The following is a 23,147-nucleotide window of genomic DNA, read 5'->3' on the forward strand; positions in this document are numbered from 1 at the left end:
TTTGACATCTTCATGAAATCACTTTTCAAAACCATATTATTCATCGCCACAATCACCCTGTCTCTCAAAGGACTTGCTTCCGATGGCGTCTTGATCACATCCAAGTCGAAGGACTTATCCACGAACCAAATCACAACCTCCAACATCTACTTGACTGACTCCAAACTTCAAATCACAAATTCAGGTGCAGACAATAGCAGCATGATTTTCGATGCGCAAACAGAGGTTTTTACCTTCATAGACAACCGAAAAAGGGAGTATTATCAGTTTGACAAGCCCACTCTAAAACAACTAAAGGAGCAACTGATGATGATGATACAGATGATGAAACAATTTGCTAGCCAAATGCCCGAGGACCAACAAGAGAAAATTGACAAAATGCTCAACCCCAACAGTGGTACCATCATCGCCTACAAAGAAATTGGCACATCTCGCACGGGCTCATGGAATACCACCAACTACCAAGGCACATCCGACAATCAAAAAGTTCTAGAACTCAACATAGCTTCATTTCAAAACCTCGGTATAGCTGAATCTAAGTTCACCGTCATGAAAAGTCTGGTAGAGTTCTTCAAAGAAAACCTCCAAGAAGTAGCTGCCATGCTGCCTACCAATCAAGCCATGTCTACCATTAGCTTCGACGAAAACAGCCCTGTGCTCAAAGAAGGGATTCCCATCAAAACCACATCGTATGAAAGCGGCAATTCGCAAAGCGAGACGACAGTTGAAAAAATAACAGAAACAAATATCCCTGAAAGTCAATTTGCAATCCCTAGTGGATATGTACGTAAAACCATCAATATGCAAAAAGCATTTGAAAGGTGATTTTCACTACATACTCAAATACAAAAAAAGGTCTGTCAGCATTGCTGACAGACCTTTTAATTTATGGATAATTAGCACTAAGCGTGTGCCGCCATTTTCTCCTTCCTCTTTTTTAATTGGCGTCTCAACGATTCTATTACTTCATCTGCTCCTGCCTCAAAGGACTTAGATTGCTTTTTGGCAAACAGCTGAGCACCTGGAATATTAAGTTTCACCTCTATAATCTTATTCTCCCTTGAGTCCACATTTTCTACCTTCATAATCACCTCCCCGTCAATAATGCGGTCGTAAAATGTTTCTAATTTGTCCGCTTTCTTTTGGATGAAATTGACCAATTTTTGATCTGCGTCAAAATGGATGGAATGCATTTGTAACTTCATAAGATTAATTTTTAAATTAAACAATAATTTATGCCTTTGGATGAGCTTGGTCAAAGGCTGACTTTAGCTTCTCCATAGAATTGTGAGTATAGACTTGAGTTGCTGCCAAGCTAGTATGTCCTAGCAGGTCTTTTACAGCATTCAAATCCGCCCCATTATCAAGAATATGTGTTGCAAAAGTATGACGCAACACATGTGGACTTTTCTTATAAACTTTAGAGATTAAACTGAGATACTTCTTCACCAATCTATTCATCATCATCGGATAACACTGCTTCCCAGTATCTGTCAATAGCAAATATTGACTTGAAAAGCCCGCCTGTTCCTTGTACTGTATATACGTATCGATGAGTCCCATGTTACTCGGAGAGATAGGTATTACCCGCTCTTTATTTCTCTTTCCCAAGACTTTTACAGACAACTTGAACCGATCCACATCCAGTTCTTTGAGATGGATCAATTCGGACAAACGCATGCCTGTCCCATAAAGTAACTCCAAGGCCACTTTATCACGAAAACCAGAAAAATTTGGAGAGAAATCGACTTGATCGAGTAGCGAGTTCATTTCCTTTTTCTGAACAAACTCGGGCAACGCTTTAGCGACCTTCAATGGACGCAAACTATTTGCAGGACTATCCGCTATTAGTTCTCGCTTGAGCAAAAATTTGTAATAAGATCTAAGGGACGCAATTTTCCTATTGACGGTACGAGGACTTATATCAGATTCTATCAACGACACAACCCATGCTCTCAGCATCTTGCTAGAAGCAGTGACCGGTTGTTCACCAAAATCCTTAAGGAAATTTTGAAATTGAAGAAGATCAATTTCATAAGATTGTACAGTGTGCTTACTGTAACGTCTCTCGTTGAGAAGGTATTTTGTAAAGGGTTCTATCATTAGTATTACCTTAGATTAAGGTAATACTAACTTATCAAAAACCCATTAGAATTACTACTAGCTTAGTAGTTTTCTTGTGCGTACATTTTCTGCTTGTACGCAGCTCTTATTTTTTGAGTTCTGTTAGTCACAGATGGTTTCTCAAAATGTGTTCTAGATCTAAGCTCTTTCAAAACGCCAGTTTTTTCAAACTTCTTTTTGAATCTTTTCAATGCTTTGTCTATCGACTCGTTTTCTTTAACGTTTATAATTAACATAACTTCTTGTTTTCAAAGGGAGCGCAAATTTATACTGCTATTTAACAAATACCAAAGGCCTATCCTTTAATTTAATTAGAACCATCTAAATTTTATCAAAAAGGGATCTGGAAATCACCAATTTCTGAATCTCGGAAGTACCTTCACCAATCGTACACAGTTTAGCATCTCTATAAAACTTCTCTACTGGATAATCTTTGACATACCCATAGCCCCCAAACACCTGTACAGCATCATTCGCCACAGAAACAGCCGTTTCAGAGGCATGCAACTTCGCCATAGCGGACTCTTGATTCACACTCAACCCTTTATTTTTAAGCTCAGCAGCATCTTGAATAAGCAAACGAGAAGCCTTTACCTGAGTAGCCATATCTGCAATTTTGAATGCCACACCTTGAAATTTTGCAATCTCTTGATTAAACTGCCTCCTCTCTTGTGCATAGGCAACTGCGGCATCCAAAGCCCCTTGAGCAATCCCGAGTCCCAAGGCAGCAATCGAAATACGTCCTCCATCTAGTATCTTCAACGCTTGCACAAACCCTTCCCCCACTTCTCCTAGTATATTGTCATGAGGCACTCGGCAATCCTCAAAAATCATCTCTGCTGTTTCCGAAGCACGCATACCCAACTTATTCTCCTTCTTCCCTCCACGAAACCCCTGTGTCCCACGCTCCACGACAAAAGCTGTCATCCCATGTGAATCACCGGGCTCCCCGGTCCGGGTCATCACAACGGCCACATCCCCACTCAGTCCATGGGTGATGAAATTCTTCGTCCCATTGATCACCCAGTCATTTCCTTCACGCCTAGCCGTAGTCTGCATATTGCCTGCATCAGAACCTGTGTTCGGCTCTGTCAAGCCCCAAGCCCCAATCCATTGACCACTAGCCAACATAGGTAGCCATTTTTGCTTTTGACTATCATTGCCAAATTGCAAAATATGCCCTGTACACAGAGAATTGTGTGCAGCAACCGACAAAGCAATACTACCATCAACCTTGCCTAGTTCCGACACCACAGTCACATACTCATGATACCCCATCCCAGCCCCTCCATACGCCTCCGGTACCAATACTCCCATAAGCCCTAACTCTCCCATCTTATGAAACAGTTGCTTTGGGAATTCCTGAGACTCATCCCACTCCATAACATTAGGTCTAATCTCCTTCTCACAAAAGTCATGAATCATTTTCGTGATCAACTCACAATTATCCCGAATCATCTCAGGCGTATTTTCGCTAATATTCTTCATACATTATATTGATTATCAGTTATTAACAATAAACATACTCAACTTTTTCGCAAAAGTAACAGACTTACATTACCAAAAAAACAATAAATTCTCCTCACCTAGATATACCCATTTATAGGCAGGTATATTTTTACAAAAAACAAGACTCATTTTGATCGTAAACCTTAGATTTGCAGCGTTTAAAATGAACTTATCTTAAATAAATATGAAAATAGCTGTAGTAGGAACAGGATACGTCGGATTGGTAACGGGTACTTGCTTTGCCGAAACAGGCAATCATGTAACCTGTGTTGATATAGATGTAAAAAAAGTTGAAAAACTAAAAAACAAGATCATCCCTATCTATGAACCTGGTTTAGATGTATTGTTTGATCGAAACATAAAACAAGGAAGACTTGATTTTACAACTGACCTCAAAGAAGGCATCAAAGATGCTAAAATCATCTTTTTGGCACTACCCACCCCTCCAGGTGAAGACGGATCTGCGGATCTCAGTTACATTCTCAAAGTAGCAGAAGATCTCGGCCCACTATTAGATAAGTATACGGTCATCGTCGACAAAAGCACTGTACCTGTAGGTACTGCAGAAAAGGTTTCCGCTAAAATTGCTGCAAACGCCAAAGTAGAATTCAGCGTGGTTTCCAACCCAGAATTCTTAAGAGAAGGTGTGGCTGTAGAAGATTTCATGAAACCAGACCGAGTAGTAATCGGCACCAGCTCTCCCAAAGCACAAAAAATCATGGAAGAGCTTTACGCACCTCTCGTCAGACAAGGCAACCCAATCATCACCATGGATGAAAAATCTGCCGAATTGACAAAATATGCCGCAAACTCTTTCCTTGCAACTAAAATCACTTTCATGAACGAAATTGCCAACATGTGCGAGCTCGTTGGTGCTGACGTAGACATGGTCAGAAAAGGGGTAGGAACCGACTCAAGAATTGGAAAAAGGTTCTTGTTTGCAGGCATTGGGTACGGCGGAAGTTGTTTCCCAAAAGACGTGCAGGCATTGGCTAAATCAGCCAAGGAAGTCAACTACAACTTTGAGATCCTCAATGCTGTAATGTCCAAAAATGAGAGCCAAAAAACAAAACTCATCGCTAGAATGAAAGAACACTATGGCAATGACCTAAGTGGGAAAACCATTGCTATTTGGGGGCTCGCATTCAAACCTTACACTGATGACATCAGAGAGGCTCCCGCCTTGGTCAATATCAAAATGCTACTGGAAGAAGGAGTAAAAATTAAGACTTACGATCCTGAGGCGATGGAAAACGTACAAGAATTACTAGGAGATTCCATCGAATTCTGCAAAGATGAGTACGATGCAGCCAATGGTGCAGATGCACTATTGATCATGACTGAATGGCCTGTATTCAGAACTCCTGATTTTGACAAGGTCAAAACTACACTGAAAGACAAAGTCATCTTCGATGGGAGAAACCTGTACAACACCGAAACAATGGCTGAGCTCGGACTTACCTATTACAGCATAGGTCGAGCCACTGTAAAAAGTTAAATATGAAAAAGATATTAGTGACCGGAGGTATGGGATACATTGGATCCCATACCTGCGTGGAACTAAGTCAAGCCGGATACCTACCTATCATTGTAGACAACCTCGAAAATTCTAAAATCTGGATCAAAGATAGACTTTTAGAAATCACAGGTGTCGATATCCCATTCTACCAGGCAGATTGCGCTGACTCAGTTGTCCTAAACCAAATATTCGAAGAGCATCACATCGAAGGTGTAATCCATTTTGCTGCGAACAAAGCGGTTGGAGAATCTGTACAAAACCCTCTCAAGTACTACCATAATAATATCAACAGTCTACTCACGGTACTGGAGGTCTCAGAAAAACACAATTGTCAGAACCTCGTATTCTCATCCTCATGCACGGTCTATGGAGAACCAGACACCCTACCCGTAGACGAGTCTGCTACGATCAAAAAAGCGGAATCTCCTTATGGTTCTACCAAAATATTTTGTGAAACAATCATCGAGGACTTCATTCGGTCATCCAACGTATACAAAAGCGTTCTTCTCCGATACTTTAACCCTATAGGAGCCCACCACTCTTCATTGATTGGCGAACTACCTCTAGGCGTCCCTAGCAATCTCGTACCCTTCATTACGCAAACTGCGGCAGGCCTTAGAGACAGCTTGGTAGTATTTGGAAATAACTACAACACTGCAGATGGCAGTTGTATAAGAGATTTCATCCACGTCTCTGATCTAGCTCAAGCACATGTCAAGGCCTTCGAATTTTTATTCGCACAAAGTCAAAGCACATGCACAGCGATAAATATTGGCACAGGACAAGGGTACAGCGTATTGCAACTTATTCAAGATTTTGAGAAGACAACTGGTGTCAAACTAAACTACACCATAGGCCCAAAGCGAGCTGGTGATGTGGAAGCGGTCTACGCTGATGCGCGCAAAGCCAAAGAAACACTCCAATGGGAGGCCAAGCGTAGTATAAAGGACTCTTTGCGAGATGCTTGGAACTGGGAAAAAACACTACTAAAATGAAGGGAAACAAAACCATCTTAATCACAGGAGGCGCAGGATTCATCGGGTCTCACGTTGTACGCTACTTCGTAGAAAAATACCCAAACTATTCAATCCTCAACCTGGACAAACTAACCTACGCGGGCAACAAGGAGAACATCCAAGACATCACAGCTCCCAACTATCGTTTTATACAAGGTGACATCTGTGATGCAGACTTTCTTTCTACTTTGTTTGCTGAGGAAACCATCGAAGCAGTCATCCATCTCGCAGCTGAGTCACACGTGGACCGTTCGATAGAAAACCCATTGGAGTTTGTACACACCAACGTCATCGGCACGGTCAACTTACTCAATGCCGCCAAAAAGCAGTGGAACCACGACATGACAGACAAGTTGTTTTACCATGTTTCTACAGACGAAGTATATGGTTCCTTGGCTGAAGGGGAATTTTTCTTAGAAACAACCTCGTACGATCCGCAATCCCCGTACTCTGCTTCCAAAGCAAGTTCAGACCACTTTGTAAGGGCGTATCACAACACGTACAAACTCCCAATCGTACTATCCAACTGTTCGAACAACTACGGTCCCAATCAATTCCCTGAGAAATTGATCCCAGTATGCATTCAAAACATCGTAGATAACAAAGCACTACCCATATACGGCCAAGGTGTCAATGTGCGTGACTGGCTGTTTGTATTTGATCACGTCACCGCGATAGACAAAGTTTTCCACGAAGGAAAAATTGGCGAGACATACAATATCGGAGGGTTCAACGAATGGAAAAACATCGACTTGGTCAAAACTCTATGTAAGATCATGGATAAAAAACTGGATCGAGAAGAAGGCTCCTCTGAAAAATTGATTACCTATGTCACAGACAGAGCAGGGCATGATATGCGCTATGCGATAGACTCGACCAAAATCTCACAAGAGCTCAATTGGAAACCTTCGGTACAGTTTGAAGAAGGTCTAGAAAAAACAGTAGACTGGTACTTGGCCAACTCCACATGGTTAGACAATATCAAGACAGGTAACTATAGAAAATAGTATTCTATAATTACCTTCGCGATCAATACTTTTTGCTATGGTTATTTCATCAGAAGTCGTACTCAAACATTTGGTCATCCACCGTCTCGCTGAAGAAGGCCTCATCACATCCGTAGGCACTATCAACTCTCTAGACGATGATCTCAATCAACTTTTAGTCAATTACTTCTTCAAATCATTCAAAGAAGAAGAACGGTACCATTTCGAACATGAAATAGAAGGAGAGGCAAACCTTGCCTTTCAATACGTCACGGAGATATTCGATGAGCCCAACACACTGCACGAACACTCCGTAGACCTAGCCAAACTTCTAGCAAGTCAATCCCAAAGTCAAAATATCAAAGACGGAGACTTTATCGTCTGCCACTTTGAGGATTGTGTCTTGGATGATGAGGTTACAGATGTAATTGGCATGTTCAAGGTCGAAAACAAAGAGACCTACATCAAGATCCTTGGGCAAGGGAATGAATTTAACATCGTTTCCGATGAGGGTATCAGTATCAATAAACTCGACAAAGGAGTATTGATATTCAACACTCAGCAAGAAGAGGGCTACCAAGTCCTCATGGTAGACATCACCAACAAAAACAATAGTGCACAATACTGGCAAAAAAGTTTTTTGGGTGTGGAAAAAACCATAGATGAGTACTATCAGACACAGAACCTAATCAACAACATTCAAGAGTTTGCTCAGGGTTCTTTTGAACAAGACGAGAAACCTGAAAAACTGGCTTTTGTCAACCAATCCATTGATTACCTCAAACAGAATCCGTTTTTCAACAAACAAGATTACGAAGAAAAAATACTACAAAGCCCAGAACTAATTGACCGTTTTGAGCATTTTCAAGAGAAAAAACAGGAAGAAAACCCAGAGCTAGATTTCAATCAATTTGACATTTCAAAACCGGCAATCAAGAACACAAAGAGATTTATCCGGTCGATCATCAAGCTCGATAAAAACTTCCATGTCTACGTACATGGCAACAAAGACCAAATTACACGAGGGTTTGATCCAGAAAAGAAAATGAACTATTACACACTGTATTTTAGCGAAGAATCCTAATCTCCCTGCATTTTAAGCGAATACTTCCTCCAGCTTTTCATTGGTAATGGGTTTGCTGACAAATGAAATGATATTCTCATTGTCATTAGCCTTGTCAATATCAGATTGAATCACAGAGGAAGTCACCATATACAGGCTGATTTTTTTTCTCATCTCAGCAGGTAGCGTTTGGTAATCCTGCAAAAAATCCCATCCATTTTTGACAGGCATATTCACATCCAACATCACCAAATCTGGCAATTTCTCCGCATCATCTGCATTCGCCTTAAAGAAGTCGAATGCCTCCTGACCATTGTAAAAACTGAGTATCTCACAATCGAAATTCTTCATTTCAATCTGCTTCTTGATGATCAATTGGAAGACCTGATCATCATCTATTACTGCTACCTTTCTTGTCTTACTCATATTTCGATTCTAATATAAATTAATGGTCTGTACTTGTCAACTTTAATGTTCCGAAATCGACAATAAACTTAGTACCTTTCCCTTCTTCACTTTCTATCTGTATGTTCCCACCGAGAGATTCTATCTGTGCCTTGGTAATAAACAAGCCCACTCCCCTAGCATCAGGATTGGTATGAAACGTCTTTCTCAACCCAAAAACCTTCGCTCCATGTTGCTTGAGATCAAGCCCTAACCCATTATCCTCAATGGACAAGAAGCCTCTTCCATTCTTTTGCCAGCTGCGCAACTTTATGAATGCACTTTCACTTGATTTTTTATACTTGATCGCATTGGTTACCAGGTTCTGGATGATACTCTCCAAGTAAATCTTGGGGTAAAAAATGGTCGGCATCTCAAATTTGATATCAAACTCAGCATCGGCCTGTGCAATCTGATCAACGATACTGTTGAGTATTTTTTCGAGAACCTCTTGAAAATACAAGGTTTTTCTCTGCTTGTCTAGCTCCCAGGATGTCTTGACCACATCATTGAGTTCAATAATGGTCTCATCCAAATTTCGAATGGTCTTCCCTATATTCTCCCAGACGAATTGCTGTGTCGCTTCAGAAGGATCTATTTCCCTAATTTTGATCAACGAAAGCATATTTGTAATCGGCGCCCTCAGGTTGTGTGATGCGATATGAGCAAACTCCTCCAGCTGATTATTTTGTCTAGCGAGGTTTTCGTTGAGCGTCTTCAACTCCTTGTCACTTGCCAGTATTTTTCGTTCGGCAAGCTTTCGATCTGAGATGTCGTAAAAAGCAATCTGAATGGAGGGCTTCCCGTCATAATCAATTAGGGTCCCCATTGCTTCTACCTCGATCACCGAACCGTCAACGCACAAAAATTTCTGCTCATTACGGTGAGCCCTTTTCGTCTTAAATATTTTATCAATCCTTTTCTTAGCGACTTTCTTCGACTCTGGATGTACGAAACTCATTGCCTTTTTACCAATGAAATCATAAATACTATTGCCCTTCGCCAAATTTACCGTTTCGGTATTCACATGTTTGATCACTCCATCGGTATGGATAATAATCCCCACAGGAGAGTTATCAAACAACAGCTGGTACCGGTTAGCGGCTTGAATCACCCGCTCTTCACTCTCACGCAAATCACGCTCGACCCGACGAAGCAAGGTCACGTCGTTGAGGTTCATTATATGCTTGATCACTTGACCTTTCTTGTCTTTGATCATCGTCGCAGACAGCATCACTTCAATGACATCTCCATTTTTCTTGACAAATTTCAATGCGATATCCTTGCAATAGCCTTTTTTTAGAAACAACGGCAAGACCTTGCGAATCGTAAAGGATCGACTATCCAAAGTCAAAAAATCAATGGCACGACGGCCGATCACATCCTTGCGCGAATAACCCGTACGTTCCAAAAAATAATCTCCCACTTCTATGATTACCCCCGACTGGTTCGTCGAGCTAAAAAATGCTGGAGTATTGTTGTAAAGTGCTTTGAATCGCTCCTCACTGTATTCGAGCTTACGCTGATTTTCTATCCTCTCAAGTTCTGCTGCTGCTCTTGCAGAAAATATTTGCAGTATCTTTTCATTGTGCTTGCCATAAGTGATAGGTTGCTCATAGAGGGCAAACATGAATCCAATAGGCTTACCGAAAATCTGGTTATTATATAGTGGCACGCCAATAAACCCATTAAAGACCTGGATTTTATTGAGTTCAAACAAAGGAAACCTATTTCTGAACCCTTGAGCAATCTCAAAATAACTATTGACGACTACCTCTTCGAATGGAGACCCTTCAACCTCCCACACTGTATTTTCTCTAATCTTTCCTTTGTGACAAACTGAGACCGACTCTAGATTGTCCTCGCGGTGATCGATCACGCATATCGCTGTATAGTCTGCTTTGAGTGCCTTTGACAATTGCAAAGTAAGTTGATCCAGATAGTCACGACCGGTAGACGAAGAAGTACCTTCGTAGATACTTTGAATCAAGTTGTAATACTCCAACAACTCATTTTCACGTTGCCTCTTCAGCGTAATTTCTTTGATAATCGCTAATACCTCATCTGGCTCATCTGGCTCCAAGAGTACTTCATAGTGCTTTTTCTGTCCTAAATAGTTGAGCGAAAAATAAGCCACCTGTGACTCCTGCATATCCAAGCAGAGCTCAACCGACTCCACCACATCCACGAGATAATCCTGAGACTTGAGGTTGACACCATCCAAATCGAGCATCTGCAAAGCAGGGTCCGACTCAGGGTGACGATAACATTCCTTGACCCATCCATCACGACGGACCCGCAAGATGGGGTCTTTGACGATCTTTAACAATCCGTATTTTGCCTCTGTAGGGGTCATATCCATATATACCTAACCATCATCTTCCTACTCCGCAAACCCTAGGTGACACACTGTGAGAGTCATAGCTGATCAACTTTTCTCGAAATGATTATTGTGCTACTTCACTTTTTAAAAATGTACCATAAGACTAAACTATAAATCCTAGATTCACAACTACGCCCTCAAATATTTCTCCCGCCTTTTTTCCACTCCGTTCTCAGCATTTCTTTGCTTAATAAGAGGGCATCTTCTAAATTTGCGCCTCATAGAAACCATTATATCATGCAGAGAGATCTTGACGTATTCAACCTAATCGAAAAAGAAAGAGAGAGACAAGAAAGTGGAATAGAACTTATTGCTTCTGAGAACTTTGTGTCACCACAAGTGATGGAGGCCGCTGGGACGGTACTCACCAACAAATACGCCGAAGGTCTACCAGGCAAAAGATACTATGGTGGCTGTGAAGTCGTAGATCAAATCGAAGATATCGCTAGAAACAGAGCCAAAGAACTGTTCGGTGCAGAATGGGTCAACGTGCAGCCACACTCAGGTGCACAAGCGAATGCAGCGGTATTCTTGGCATGTTTGAAACCAGGGGATGCAGTATTAGGTTTTGACTTGTCGCACGGCGGTCACCTCTCGCACGGTTCGCCCGTCAATATCTCAGGAAAATACTTTGACGCCAACTTCTACGGCGTAGAAAAAGAAACAGGACTCATCGACATGGACAAAGTCGAGGAGAAAGCCAAAGCTGTAAAACCTAAATTAATCATCTGCGGAGCATCTGCTTATTCTAGAGATTGGGATTACGCACGATTCAGAGCGATCGCTGATTCGGTCGGTGCTTTGCTATTGGCTGACATCTCTCACCCGTCTGGACTGATCGCCAAGGGTCTCTTAGAGGATCCTATGCCGCACTGTCACATAGTGACCACCACCACCCACAAAACACTCAGAGGACCAAGAGGCGGGATGATTTTGATGGGCGAAGACTTTGAAAACCCATGGGGATTGAAAACACCAAAAGGCATCACTCGCATGATGTCGTCTGTTTTGGATTCGGGTGTATTCCCAGGTACACAAGGAGGGCCTCTAGAGCACATCATCGCAGCAAAAGCCATCGCGTTTGGCGAAGCGCTAACAGATGATTACATGCACTACGCACTCCAAGTCAAGAAAAACGCAGAGGTAATGGCTGAGTCTTTCGTCAAAAGAGGCTACAACCTGATCTCAGGTGGCACAGACAACCACCTCATGCTGATCGATCTCGGTTCAAAAGGCATTACAGGAAAGGATGCTGAAAATGGGCTCGTTAGAGCTGAAATCACCGTCAACAAAAACATGGTACCATTTGATGAGCGTTCTCCGTTCGTCACCTCAGGTATCCGTGTAGGTACTGCCGCCATCACTTCTCGCCACATGAAAGATGGCGACATGGATCGCGTGGTAGAATTGATCGATACGGTATTGATGAACCTCGACAATGACGCTAAAATCAACGAAGTGAAAAACGATGTAAACACATGGATGAAAGACTTCCCTCTTTACACACAACTTGCTTCTTTGGTATAAACTATGAGTAACCTCCCCTTGGATCAAATGGATCCAGACGAACACGAAACAAACGAAATGTCGTTTCTTGATCATCTGGAAGAACTCCGGTGGCACATCATCAGAGCATTTATTGCGATCGCTGTATTCACCGTCGGAGCATTTGCGTCCAAGGAGCTAGTTTTTGGCACTATCATTCTAGGGCCATCCAAAACGGACTTCTGGACCTATCGCTGGCTCTGTCAGTTAGGCGACCTCCTACAGACGCAAGCCATTTGCATCGATACACTGCCTTTTATCCTGCAAAGCAGACAGATGACAGGGCAGTTTACGATGCACATCGCATCCTCCTTTGCGGTGGGACTCACCTGCGCTTTCCCTTATGCTTTTTGGGAGATTTGGAGATTTATCAGCCCAGGACTGTATATCAACGAAAAGAAAGTAGCCCGCGGAGCGGTCTTTTGGGTCAGCTTTCTATTTATGATAGGTGTGGCCTTTGGCTATCTGATCTTGACACCTCTCAGTGTCAATTTCCTGTCCAACTACCAGATCGACCCCTCGATTCTCAACGAGTTTGACATCATCTCGTATGTATCGACAGTGACCACACTGGTATTGGCTTGTGGATTGTTGTTTCAACTCCCGATGGTGGTACTCTTCCTCACCAAAGCAGGAATCATCACTCCTGCAATCATGAAAGCCTACCGCAAGCACGGTATAGTGGTCATATTCTTTTTGGGAGCTTTGCTGACCCCTCCGGATCCGTTTAGCCAAGTATTGATAGCAATACCCCTCATTGGGCTCTATCAGATTAGCATCACAGTATCCAAAAGAGCCTTTAAGAATAGAGAAAAAGAATTAATTCAATTGTAAATAACAGCAAGATGAAAATAGCAATAGGCGGTGATCATGCCGGATTTGAATACAAAAAAGACATCATCACTCACTTACAAAAGTTAGGGCATGAGGTAGAAGATTTCGGACCAAATACTGCCGATTCGGTAGACTACCCCGATCATGTGCACCCTGTAGCTGACTCCATCGAAGGTGGCAAAAACGAGCTAGGCATCTTGATCTGTGGTAGTGCCAATGGAGTAGCCATGACCGCCAACAAGCACCAAGACATCCGCGCAGGCCTCTGCTGGGAAGTAGAAGTAGCTGAACTCATTCGTCAGCACAATGACGCCAACATCATCTGTCTCCCCGCTCGTTTTGTCTCGCTGGACAAAGCCCTCGCAATGGTAGACAAATTCGTCACCACGGAGTTCGAAGGTGGTAGACACCAGACCAGAGTCGATAAGATTCGTTGTGTTTGAGTGACCATTTAGAAGATTGAATAAAAAGAAAGCACAACAGTTTGTTGTGCTTTCTTTTTATTCAATCTTCTTGCTCGTCAGAAAAACCGAACATTAATCCAATAGCACATATACCCCCTCATGTACTGGGTGCTCACGATACTGTGCAGCAATTGTAGGCATCATCTCAAACAGTTCTGGGACAACCTGCTTCTCATCGATGATCACTTCTGGCAATTCAGCATTCAACTGTCGAAACACCTCCGCACTGTTGTCATAATAATCCAAATTACTCAGAAGCTCCTTAGACAACCTCCATTCCAAATAAGGTGTAGCTATGCTCGCCCGCTGATAATGTCTTAAACCCTCTCCAATTACCAGAATTTTCTTCCCTTCAGTCAACGTAGCATACTCGCTCTCTTGCACGATTAACTCATCAAACCCAATGATTCTATCTACATACATCCACCCTTTGAGCGGAAAAAAAAAGTTGGACAACAACAACACAAGCACCAATAGAAAGCTAGCTTCTGCCAAAATCCAATTCCTGATCAGCAGCAAATAATGCGTGATAAAAAATGCCCAAACTGGCACAAAATAAATAAACTGAAACGTAGACCTTTCTTTGAGTATGGTAAATGCAAACAAGCCTGAAACCAAGAACATAAGCATCACACTCTGTATACGGCTTTGGAAATTGACAAACTTACCCATTTTATATACTTTGAATAAGCTAAAACCCAATATCGCTCCTGGCACCATGAGCATCAACAAAAAACCTTTGACTGACAAGTAATTATAAGCTCCAATCGACCACAGTGACTTGTATACATGGTGATAAAACACCGAAAACCCATCGTTCCAATAAAAAAACAGAGCAGTCAATACCAAGACCATCAAAAACCCATAAAACAACAGCAGCATTCTCCTAAAGATAGATCCTGTATACAGTAGAAGGGCTATCAGTGTCACCAAGACATAAAAAATAGAAGGAAGATAAAACATGGTTGCCACCCCCAAATAGATCCCTGTAAAAATGAATAATTCGTCCTGCGTATGGTTGTCCATCCGCTTGAAGAGATTGTTGAGAGCCAGCAAAATAAACGTCATTGCCATCAATACTGGAGACAGTGTCATGAAATCAAAACAGAAGTTCATCGTGATCACATAAATCAGCGCCGGCACATACGAATTGGTATTATAGGCTTTATTTTTCAACATGATATTATTGAAAATCATGGCCTGAAATGCCACCAAAAGCATAGACATCAATTGATAACTGAGTCGGGATTTACCAAATAAAATATGGAGCCATTTGTACACAAACACTGATAGCGGCGCAGTATAATCCCACACATCTCTATACATCAGCATCCCATCCTGACTCAACCTCTCCCCTAAGAGAAGCCACTTGAGTTCAGGCATTATAGGTGGCACTCCACTCACGATGACAGACACTCTGATCAGGAGAAGAAGCAAGAAAGCTCCGAGCAATCTATAGGGATCATTGGCCTTGAAATAAGAAAGCAATAAAGTAGCGGTTTAATCTGACGTGATTCGAAAGACGAAAATACCTTTTTATTAAATATAATGTAAATTAATAGGGATATTTGCAGGAAATATGAGCGGAACAAGACAACTAAAATATGCGGGGCTAATACAGAAAGACCTCAGCGAGATTTTCCAAAGAGATTCCAGACACTGGTTTGGCAAGGCATTTATCACGATTACAGAGGTACAGGTGAGTCCTGACTTGAGTTTTGCTAAGGTCTTCGTGAGCCTCATGATGGTAGATGATCCCGAAGGGTTCATCGAACAAATGGCTCAAAAGAAGCCCGAAATACGAAAGGCACTCGGCCTTAAAATTGGCAAACAAGTACGTATCGTACCCGAGTTGCATTTTGTCCTTGACAACACACAAGAACATGCACAAAACATTGAAGGCATTCTCTCTCGACTACAGATTCCAAAAGAAAAACCAGAAGAGGACGGTTCAGAGGATTAAATGAGCTTGCCCCTGTTCATATCTCGACGTTACTTTTTCTCCAAAAAGAAAAAGAATTTCATCAACATCATCGCGATCATATCGATGCTCGTCGTGTCGATCGGTACCGCTGCGCTCATTATTGTACTGTCGGTATTCAATGGGATGGAAGACTTACTCCGATCGATATATGGTGAATTTGACGCACCGATACAGGTCATGCCTCGTCAGGGAAAATCCTTCGAACTCACAGATGACATCAAATTCGAGATCAACTCCATCGACGGTGTGATGGGCATCACCGAAGTAATCGAAGACAATGCACTCCTCAAATACAACCACTCGCAAATGGTAGTCAAGATCAAGGGGTTCAGCAAGGATTTCATTGAGATGGGCCGCATGAAAGAAGCAATCCGTCACGGAGAACTCTCCTTCGGAAGCGAGACACAGCCCTTAGCCATCGTCGGACGAGGGATACAGTTCAAACTAGGGATCTCCCTGCGCAACGAATACACCCCCTTGGAGTTTTTCTACCCAAAAAATGTACGCCCAGGGCAAATCAACCCCTCCAGCTACTACACTCATACACGCATTCTACCGGGCGCGGTATTCGCACTCGAACAACACTATGACGACAACTATGTCTTTGTCCCGATTGCCTTCACCGAACAACTACTTGACTACAAAGGCAAACGCACCTCTGTCGAAATCTTAATCGAAGATCCTAGCCAAGCCGATAAAATCCAAGATCAACTCACTCAAGCTCTCGGCGATCAGTTCGTTGTTAGAAACGCCGATCAACAACACGAAGACCTATACAAAACCCTGCAAATCGAAAAACTATTTGTATTCATCACACTCTCTCTAGTTGTCGCGATCGCCTCGATCAACATCTTCTTTTCTCTCTCAATGCTCGTCACCGAGAAAAAATCAGACATCAGCCTCCTATACGCTATGGGAGCCACTCCTGCCATGATTCGTAAGATCTTCTTGACTGAGGGAGCCATCATTGCTTTCATTGGAGCAGGCAGTGGACTGCTCCTTGGTTTTATCATCGTATGGATACAAGAGAATTTCGGGGTTGTATCAATGGGGGTAGAATCCGCTGTAATGCAAGCTTATCCCGTCAAACTCATCGCTACAGACTTCTTCTATAGTGCAATCAGTATCATTCTCATTACCTTTTTGGCAGCCATTCAGCCCTCTCTTCGTGCCTCCAACCAATCCAAATTTCTGCGTATCAAGTAGAAGTTTCGTTTGACAGTGATTCTCATTAATTTGGCTTTATGAATAAAATCATCCTCCTCATCGATAGGCTGACAGAGCGGACAGGACAAGGAGTCTCATATCTCAGCCTCATGCTTGTAATCCTGATAGGCATAGATGTAATGCTACGCTACCTTTTCAACTGGAACAGTTCAGCCAATCAAGAGCTCGAATGGCATCTCTTCGCTGCACTCTTCTTACTGGGAGCAGCCTATACTCTAAAGCACGACAAACATGTACGGGTAGACGTCTTTTATTCCAACTTCTCCCCTCTCACCAAATCTTGGATCAATCTGATTGGCACACTTCTTTTTCTGATCCCCTTTTGTGTAGTCCTCCTCATGACTTCAATCCCTTTCGTGATGGATGCTTGGCACATCAACGAATCAAGCGCCGAACCCGGTGGTTTGCCTCACCGATTCATCATCAAATCTACCATTCCGATGTGTGCACTTTTGCTTCTACTACAAGGTATCGCTATACTCCTGCATTCGATATCCCAAATCCTCAACCCTACCACCACATGATTACCGACTACCTCCCTTTACTCCTCTTTGCGCTGGTATTCATTCTCATCCTGTTTGGGTACCCCGTCGCCTTTACCTTGGGTGGGTTGTCGATCTTGGCAGGAGTGATCATGTATGACATGGACTTTTTTTATCTCCTCTCTCTGCGAATCTACGGGACCATGCACAACTTTGTCTTAGTAGCTGTCCCGCTCTTTGTATTTATGGGTATCATGCTGGAAAAGTCCGGTTTGGCCGAAAGTCTCTTAGAAACCATGTCACACCTCTTCGGTAAACTCAAAGGTGGACTAGCACTCTCGGTAGTCATCGTAGGGGCTATGCTCGCTGCATCGACGGGGATAGTAGGAGCGACCGTCATCACGATGGGACTCATCAGTCTACCCACCATGCTCAAAAAAGGCTACTCGCCCGAACTTGCTACAGGCACGATCGCTTCGGCTGGGACTCTAGGTCAGATCATCCCTCCCTCCATTGTGCTGGTTCTACTCGCCAGTGTCCTCAACATCTCTGTAGGTGATCTATTCACTGCAGCATTGATCCCTGGGCTACTCCTCGTAAGCCTATACATACTCTACATCCTCGTCATCGCCCAGCTACGCCCTCAATCTGCCCCCGCCATCACTGCAGCCGAAAGCGCTGCATTCTGGTCAACAGGTAGCCGAAAAAGAATCATTCAAGCATTTGTTCTGCCCTTTGCCCTGATCCTGCTCGTATTAGGCTCCATCTTTGCAGGAGTAGCCTCCCCTACCGAAGCAGCTGCTGTCGGAGCATTGGGAGCTATTGCACTCACTGCTTCTCAAAAAAAACTCAGCTTTCGCATTCTTAAAGAGGTAATGAAAGACACCACCTTTTTGACATGTATGGTATTCATGATATTGATCGGAGCGACCTCATTTTCGTTGGTATTTAGAGCCATGGGAGGGGACAAAATACTTGCAGAAACCATCACTCAAGCTGGGCTCTCTCCTGATTTGTTTCTGATTGCCGTATTGTTGGTAGTATTTGTCGCTGGCTTTTTTATCGACTTCATCGAAATCATCTTCATCATCGTCCCCGTTGCTGCACCGATATTCACCGCCATGGGTATTGATTTGATATGGATAGGCATCCTCATTGCCCTCAACCTACAAACCTCCTTTTTGACCCCTCCTTTTGGTTTTTCTCTCTTCTACCTCAAAGGAGTAGCGCCACCAGAAATCAAAACAGGTCATTTGTATCGTGGAATTATTCCTTTTGTGATAATTCAAGTAGTTTTATTGGTATTGGTGATCGTTTTCCCTGAAATCGTCACATTTCTTCCCTATTTAAACAAATAACCCCTCACACCATGTGGTACGAAAAAGACAATCAACTCGTCAAGATCTTTACTTTCAAAAACTTCACTGAGGCTTTTGGCTTCATGACCAAAGTCGCTATTGTTGCAGAAAAAATGGATCATCATCCCAATTGGTCCAATGTATACAACAAAGTCACGATTCAGCTCTGCACCCATGACGCTGGCAATGTAATCACAGACAAAGACAAAGCCTTGGCTGAGGCCATTGATCAATTATAATATGACTTTAGACTCGTCTCTCTATCTGGTCCCGACACCAATCGGCAACCTTCAAGACATCACACTACGTGCCCTCGAAACCCTAAAAAGTGTCGATGTGATACTAGCCGAAGACACTCGCACTTCAGGGGTCTTGCTCAAGCATTTTGACATCAAAAAGCCCCTCAAGAGTTATCATATCTTCAACGAGCACAAACAAGTCGAGCAGATCGCCGAGAACCTAAAGCAGGGACAAAAGATGGCTTTGATATCCGATGCAGGAACACCTGCCATCAGTGACCCCGGGTTTCTTCTAGTCAGAGAATGTATCAAACAGGACATCCGTATCGAGTGTCTTCCTGGAGCAACTGCTTTCGTTCCAGCGTTGGTCAACTCTGGACTCCCCTCTGACCGCTTTGTATTCGAAGGATTCCTCCCTCAAAAAAAAGGAAGACAGACCAAATTAGAATCCCTCAAAGAGGAATCTCGAACGATGGTCTTTTACGAATCTCCACATCGTCTCGTCAAAGCACTAGGACAATTTGCAGAAGTATTTGGTCCAGACCGACAAGCCTCTGTCAGTCGAGAAATCACCAAAATACACGAAGAAACGATACGAGGATCTCTCCGTGAGATCATCATCTACTACGGTGAGAAAAAAGTAAAAGGAGAAATCGTCATCGTCATATCTGGTCTATGAATCTAAAACACATCACCCAAGAAGTCGTCCAACTCGCCACCGAATGTGGGGGATTCATCCAACAAGAAAGAGCACATTTCACTCTTGAGCACATCGAGGTAAAAGGCAAAAATGTTCTCGTTTCTTACGTGGACAAGGAGGCTGAAAAAATGATCGTTCATAGGCTCAAAGAGATTTTACCAGAAGCAGGGTTTATCACTGAAGAAAACACCATCGAAGAAGATAATCGAGCGCTCAAATGGATCATTGATCCACTAGACGGTACGACTAACTTTATCCATGGGGTACCCTGCTACTCGACCAGCATCGCTTTAGCTCGTGGTGAGGAGTTGCTCATTGGTGTGATCTACGATATAGGACAAAGCGATTGCTTTCATGCCTATCAAGGTGGAGGTGCCTACCAAAACCATGAAAAGATATCCATCTCCCCCATCACCAAACTATCTGAAAGCCTCCTTGCTACAGGCTTCCCTTATTGCAACTTTGATAACATGGAGCGCTACCTCGCTATACTGAATCAACTGATGCAAAACTCCCACGGAATCAGACGAATGGGAAGTGCTGCTATAGACTTGGTGTATACCGCCATGGGCCGATTCGAAGGTTTCTTCGAGTACAATCTCAATGCCTATGATGTCGCTGCAGGAGCACTCATCGTACAAGAAGCAGGTGGACTGGTGAGTAATTTTTCGGGTGGAAAAGACTTCCTTTTCAAACGCGAAATAGTTGCTACATGTGGCATCCAGCAAGAGCTTTTGGACGTTATAAAAAAACATTGGTAACCTCACATCATGATACAAGAGCTCATAATATTCTTATTATTCGGAACCGCCAGTTGGTTTCTCTTTAAAAAAATTTTCGGATCATCACGAAACAACAGCTCCTGTGCAGGAGGATGTGACAAATGTCATTCCACAGAGAACGAACAAAAGGCTTGATTAATCGAGGCTTGTTCTTACTTTTGTCCCCGCAAGTAAAAAAACCGCAAGTATATGTTTGGCTTATTCAAAAAAAACAAAGACAAGAAGAGTACTATAGACTCAACAAATCTACACCTCACCATCAAAGAAGTCATTCAAGAGACCAAAGATGCTGTTAGTATTGTTTTTGAAGAGCCAATTACGGGGGCGATCTCCTATCAACCCGGTCAATACCTGACATTGATATCCACAGTCAATGGTAAAAAAATCAGAAGAGCCTACTCTCTATCCAGTAGTTCCGCATTCGATGACAGCCCTACCGTCACCATCAAAAGAGTGGAAGGAGGGTTGATGTCCAATCACGTTAGTGATCATTTTAAAGCAGGAGACATCATTGAAGTGATGGCTCCTATGGGGTCCTTCGTGTTAGAAATCAAACCTAGCAACAGCAAGCACGTTTTTTTGTTTGGGGGAGGCAGTGGTATCACTCCACTACTCTCGATCACCAAAACCTTGCTCAAAGTAGAACCTGATAGCAAAGTCACACTACTCTATGCCAATAGGGATCAAGAATCCATCATCTTCAAAGACAAACTAGACGAACTGATGGCTCATTATCCTAAACAACTAGAAGTCATCCATGCACTAGAAAATGCTCCAGCTGACTGGATAGGCCACACAGGATACCTGACCAAAGAATTTATCATCCAAACCCTCAAAAACACTCAAGACGAGTCCTACCAAGAGATACGCTACATGACATGTGGACCTGAGCCCATGATGGACATTGTGCTCGATACACTCTCTAGCCTCTCAATACCTAGTGAACTCATACACAAGGAAAGCTTCACCCCAGCACCCGTACAAGAAGCGTCTCCTACTGATGACAAGTCTGACAAAAAGGTGATCATACATCTCGATGGGGAAGAGCATGAAGTGATGGTGCCACCGACTAAAAGTATATTGGATGCAGGACTGGATCAAGGTCTCGACATGCCCTACTCTTGCCAAAGTGGACTATGTACTGCCTGTCGCGCCAAACTAGTCAAAGGAGACATCGACCGAGGCAACGCCGATGGATTGACAGATGCCGAAAAAGAGGAAGGTTACGTATTGCTCTGTGTCGCGCATGCCCAATCCCAAGACATAGAAGTGGAGATTGGATAACTCTATTCCTCTACAGCAAGGGTATTCAACAATTCCATCTCTGCCCCTAGGTACCCAAAGGACTGCCAATAGGGACTATTCATCATGTGCTTGAAGACCTCCATCGCGTCATCTGTTTTACCATTGTAGTAGTACCAGTTGCCTACTCCATAGCCTGTCGTGAGTTGTGCGATTGTCTGATCCGCCGTCTCTACATCGTACAAACTATGGGGTTGAATTTCCCCCTTATACATCAGTAACAATTCATGGTATTGAAAATTCTCCATGATATTCATGTCCTTGTGAATCGGCTCCAAAAGCGCTACGGCAGCCTCCACGTTACCTATTTTACGATAAGTCATATACAACCAATTGGATGCCGAGACCAACATATCATGATTATCTGCCACCAAAAGGCATTTCTTATAAGCTGAGACAGCCTTGTCAAAATTCCCTTTAATGTAATATGCCAACCCCAAGTGATACCAGATATTGAACTGTACGGTACTACGTGGCACGTTGCTATCATTGGGGATTCCGTCTGGTTCTAACTCTAATGGAACTTTCCGAATAAAAAACGCGGCACGTTCCAAATCAGCAATTGCCTCATCCATTTTACGAATCGTCAGATAACGATGTCCCCTATGTCGGTACAATTGATACGAATTGGGGTTGGCCAGCAAAGCACTACTGTAAACGTTGATCGCCTCATGGTAACGATAGAGATAACTGAGTCTACGTCCATACCAGATGATCATATCCACGCTATCAGGATAAGTCTGATAATCCTCAAAAGCCTCTTCCAGCTGGTTTTCTCGCTTGAGCCGTGTCCACCGATCCAAATCAGGCTCTGTCAAGACCCTACCACCAAGTGAAGTATACGGCGCATTGACATCCTCTATCCGAACAAGATGAGATATTGTATCTGACTCCAATACCACCCCATCATTAGTACCAGCATTTTCGATCTTCAGGCAGGACTGAAAAACCAACGCACACAGCACAAAAAAAAGAGTAGATTTATTCATCAAATATTTATTCTCGTATAGTCAAATGTAAATATTATGGGTGAAATCACCCTTAGAGCCAAAGACCAATTCCATAGAGCTTTGACAAAAAGTATGCCCATCCAGTATGGATCATGTTATTTTTTTGACACAATACCCCTAGGATAACGCATTCTCCAATATATTTATTCCTAATTGTTAAAAACTTAATTCTCACC

The 23,147-nt window shown here is 42.9% G+C and carries 24 protein-coding genes and 1 pseudogene; 16 read left to right on the plus strand and 9 right to left on the minus strand.

All coding sequences use genetic code 11. The features are described 5' to 3' along the window. The first annotated feature begins 12 nt into the window (after positions 1–12). The gene (locus BFP72_RS13410) at positions 13–825 is read left to right on the plus strand and encodes a hypothetical protein (RefSeq protein WP_099599620.1); all 813 of its coding nucleotides are present in this window, start codon (positions 13–15) and stop codon (positions 823–825) included. Between the two features lie 77 nt (positions 826–902). Here the strand turns inward: BFP72_RS13410 and hpf are convergent, their stop codons facing one another. The 5 genes and pseudogenes from hpf to BFP72_RS13430 all read right to left on the minus strand — a co-directional run bounded on the left by hpf (position 903) and on the right by BFP72_RS13430 (position 3,612). Further along, positions 903–1,205, minus strand: coding sequence for a ribosome hibernation-promoting factor, HPF/YfiA family (gene hpf / locus BFP72_RS13415; RefSeq protein ID WP_099600794.1), 303 nt, complete (start codon positions 1,203–1,205; stop codon positions 903–905). A 28-nt stretch (positions 1,206–1,233) separates the two neighbouring features. After that, positions 1,234–1,815, minus strand: coding sequence for a tyrosine-type recombinase/integrase (locus tag BFP72_RS13420; RefSeq protein WP_369824147.1), 582 nt, complete (start codon positions 1,813–1,815; stop codon positions 1,234–1,236). A 45-nt stretch (positions 1,816–1,860) separates the two neighbouring features. After that, positions 1,861–2,103 (minus strand): annotated as a pseudogene (locus BFP72_RS19465) (site-specific integrase); the annotation flags it as partial. A gap of 62 nt (positions 2,104–2,165) precedes the next feature. Next, the gene (gene rpsU / locus BFP72_RS13425) at positions 2,166–2,360 is read right to left on the minus strand and encodes a 30S ribosomal protein S21 (RefSeq protein WP_099599622.1); all 195 of its coding nucleotides are present in this window, start codon (positions 2,358–2,360) and stop codon (positions 2,166–2,168) included. Between the two features lie 85 nt (positions 2,361–2,445). Beyond that, positions 2,446–3,612: an acyl-CoA dehydrogenase family protein gene (locus BFP72_RS13430; protein ID WP_099599623.1), complete on the minus strand. Its 1,167-nt coding sequence runs from the start codon at positions 3,610–3,612 to the stop codon at positions 2,446–2,448. 205 nt (positions 3,613–3,817) lie between these two features. On the opposite strand from BFP72_RS13430, the gene BFP72_RS13435 reads away from it, so the two are divergent. Genes BFP72_RS13435 through BFP72_RS13450 form a run of 4 tightly spaced genes read left to right on the plus strand, consistent with a single transcriptional unit; the run spans position 3,818 to position 8,238 of the window. Then, positions 3,818–5,131, plus strand: coding sequence for a UDP-glucose/GDP-mannose dehydrogenase family protein (locus BFP72_RS13435; protein ID WP_099599624.1), 1,314 nt, complete (start codon positions 3,818–3,820; stop codon positions 5,129–5,131). A gap of 2 nt (positions 5,132–5,133) precedes the next feature. Then, positions 5,134–6,147: a UDP-glucose 4-epimerase GalE gene (gene galE, locus BFP72_RS13440; protein WP_099599625.1), complete on the plus strand. Its 1,014-nt coding sequence runs from the start codon at positions 5,134–5,136 to the stop codon at positions 6,145–6,147. After that, complete coding sequence (rfbB, locus tag BFP72_RS13445) at positions 6,144–7,175, plus strand: dTDP-glucose 4,6-dehydratase (protein ID WP_099599626.1); 1,032 nt, start codon at positions 6,144–6,146, stop codon at positions 7,173–7,175. The genes galE and rfbB overlap by 4 nt, the downstream gene beginning before the upstream one ends. A gap of 37 nt (positions 7,176–7,212) precedes the next feature. Further along, positions 7,213–8,238: a nucleoid-associated protein gene (locus BFP72_RS13450; RefSeq protein ID WP_099599627.1), complete on the plus strand. Its 1,026-nt coding sequence runs from the start codon at positions 7,213–7,215 to the stop codon at positions 8,236–8,238. 12 nt (positions 8,239–8,250) lie between these two features. Here BFP72_RS13450 and BFP72_RS13455 read toward each other — a convergent pair whose 3' ends face one another. Together BFP72_RS13455 and BFP72_RS13460 are read right to left on the minus strand one after the other, a co-directional pair. Further along, entirely contained in the window at positions 8,251–8,643 is a 393-nt protein-coding gene (locus tag BFP72_RS13455; protein ID WP_099599628.1) for a response regulator, read from the minus strand. A gap of 19 nt (positions 8,644–8,662) precedes the next feature. After that, positions 8,663–11,017: a PAS domain S-box protein gene (locus tag BFP72_RS13460; RefSeq protein ID WP_158233411.1), complete on the minus strand. Its 2,355-nt coding sequence runs from the start codon at positions 11,015–11,017 to the stop codon at positions 8,663–8,665. 264 nt (positions 11,018–11,281) lie between these two features. Here BFP72_RS13460 and glyA point away from each other — a divergent pair, with 264 nt between their 5' ends. Genes glyA through rpiB form a run of 3 tightly spaced genes read left to right on the plus strand, consistent with a single transcriptional unit; the run spans position 11,282 to position 13,866 of the window. Then, positions 11,282–12,571, plus strand: a complete 1,290-nt coding sequence (gene glyA, locus BFP72_RS13465) for a serine hydroxymethyltransferase (protein WP_099599630.1) — start codon at positions 11,282–11,284, stop codon at positions 12,569–12,571. A gap of 3 nt (positions 12,572–12,574) precedes the next feature. After that, positions 12,575–13,423 (plus strand): twin-arginine translocase subunit TatC, encoded by an 849-nt coding sequence (tatC, locus tag BFP72_RS13470; protein WP_255397220.1) that lies wholly within the window; start codon positions 12,575–12,577, stop codon positions 13,421–13,423. 11 nt (positions 13,424–13,434) lie between these two features. Then, the gene (rpiB, locus tag BFP72_RS13475; protein ID WP_099599631.1) at positions 13,435–13,866 is read left to right on the plus strand and encodes a ribose 5-phosphate isomerase B; all 432 of its coding nucleotides are present in this window, start codon (positions 13,435–13,437) and stop codon (positions 13,864–13,866) included. Between the two features lie 93 nt (positions 13,867–13,959). Here the strand turns inward: rpiB and BFP72_RS13480 are convergent, their stop codons facing one another. Then, positions 13,960–15,375 carry a hypothetical protein gene (locus BFP72_RS13480; protein ID WP_099599632.1) on the minus strand — a complete coding sequence of 472 codons (1,416 nt, stop codon included), beginning with the start codon at positions 15,373–15,375 and terminating at the stop codon, positions 13,960–13,962. 91 nt (positions 15,376–15,466) lie between these two features. Between BFP72_RS13480 and rbfA the strand changes: the two genes are divergently transcribed. The 8 genes from rbfA to BFP72_RS13520 all read left to right on the plus strand — a co-directional run bounded on the left by rbfA (position 15,467) and on the right by BFP72_RS13520 (position 21,943). Beyond that, positions 15,467–15,850, plus strand: coding sequence for a 30S ribosome-binding factor RbfA (rbfA, locus tag BFP72_RS13485; protein ID WP_099599633.1), 384 nt, complete (start codon positions 15,467–15,469; stop codon positions 15,848–15,850). Beyond that, entirely contained in the window at positions 15,851–17,077 is a 1,227-nt protein-coding gene (locus BFP72_RS13490) for an FtsX-like permease family protein (protein ID WP_099599634.1), read from the plus strand. It abuts the gene before it with no gap. A 38-nt stretch (positions 17,078–17,115) separates the two neighbouring features. Next, positions 17,116–17,622: a TRAP transporter small permease subunit gene (locus tag BFP72_RS13495; RefSeq protein ID WP_099599635.1), complete on the plus strand. Its 507-nt coding sequence runs from the start codon at positions 17,116–17,118 to the stop codon at positions 17,620–17,622. Beyond that, positions 17,619–18,938: a TRAP transporter large permease subunit gene (locus tag BFP72_RS13500; protein ID WP_221406522.1), complete on the plus strand. Its 1,320-nt coding sequence runs from the start codon at positions 17,619–17,621 to the stop codon at positions 18,936–18,938. Before BFP72_RS13495 ends, BFP72_RS13500 begins: the two co-directional genes overlap by 4 nt. 11 nt (positions 18,939–18,949) lie before the next feature. Then, positions 18,950–19,177 carry a 4a-hydroxytetrahydrobiopterin dehydratase gene (locus BFP72_RS13505; RefSeq protein ID WP_099599636.1) on the plus strand — a complete coding sequence of 76 codons (228 nt, stop codon included), beginning with the start codon at positions 18,950–18,952 and terminating at the stop codon, positions 19,175–19,177. Position 19,178: 1 nt separating this feature from the next. Beyond that, positions 19,179–19,856 (plus strand): 16S rRNA (cytidine(1402)-2'-O)-methyltransferase, encoded by a 678-nt coding sequence (gene rsmI / locus BFP72_RS13510; RefSeq protein ID WP_099599637.1) that lies wholly within the window; start codon positions 19,179–19,181, stop codon positions 19,854–19,856. Beyond that, entirely contained in the window at positions 19,853–20,638 is a 786-nt protein-coding gene (locus BFP72_RS13515; protein ID WP_099599638.1) for an inositol monophosphatase family protein, read from the plus strand. The genes rsmI and BFP72_RS13515 overlap by 4 nt, the downstream gene beginning before the upstream one ends. A gap of 210 nt (positions 20,639–20,848) precedes the next feature. Continuing rightward, positions 20,849–21,943, plus strand: coding sequence for a ferredoxin--NADP reductase (locus tag BFP72_RS13520; protein ID WP_099599639.1), 1,095 nt, complete (start codon positions 20,849–20,851; stop codon positions 21,941–21,943). Positions 21,944–21,945: 2 nt separating this feature from the next. On the opposite strand, the gene BFP72_RS13525 is transcribed toward BFP72_RS13520, so the two are convergent. Continuing rightward, positions 21,946–22,950 (minus strand): tetratricopeptide repeat protein, encoded by a 1,005-nt coding sequence (locus tag BFP72_RS13525; protein ID WP_099599640.1) that lies wholly within the window; start codon positions 22,948–22,950, stop codon positions 21,946–21,948. Positions 22,951–23,147: the final 197 nt, after the last annotated feature.

This window comes from Reichenbachiella sp. 5M10, from assembly GCF_002742335.1.
Lineage (GTDB): Bacteria > Bacteroidota > Bacteroidia > Cytophagales > Cyclobacteriaceae > Reichenbachiella.